The 249-nt window shown below is 71.9% G+C and carries 1 protein-coding gene; it reads right to left on the bottom strand.

All coding sequences use genetic code 11. The annotated features are described in order from the left end of the window. Window positions 1-249, bottom strand: a 249-nt coding sequence (locus tag HKX41_12610) for a LysR family transcriptional regulator (protein NNC24976.1), incomplete at both ends; no start/stop codon positions are given.

Here is a 249-nt window from a genome sequence, read left to right as displayed (position 1 = left end):
GGTTCTCGTCGCTGAGGTTCACGCTCAGCCGCACCAACGGGTAGCGGCGCTGGAACTCGGGCAGCAGCGGCGAGAGGTACATGCGCCCGAACGAGGCCGAGGTGGTCACCCGCACCAGTCCGGCCGGTTCGCTGCCGGCGCGGCGCAGGTCGTCGGTCAGGCCTTCTAGTTCCTCGATCAGGGCGCGGCCGCGCTCGGCCAGGGCCTGGCCTTCGGCGGTGGCGTGCAGTTGCCGCGTGGTCCGGTGCA

Origin of the sequence: Salifodinibacter halophilus (assembly GCA_012999515.1) — a bacterium.
GTDB classification, from domain to species: Bacteria; Pseudomonadota; Gammaproteobacteria; order Nevskiales; family Salinisphaeraceae; genus Salifodinibacter; species Salifodinibacter halophilus.
Note: the sequence above shows the minus strand (reverse complement) of the source record. Positions and strands in the feature narration are given on the sequence as shown.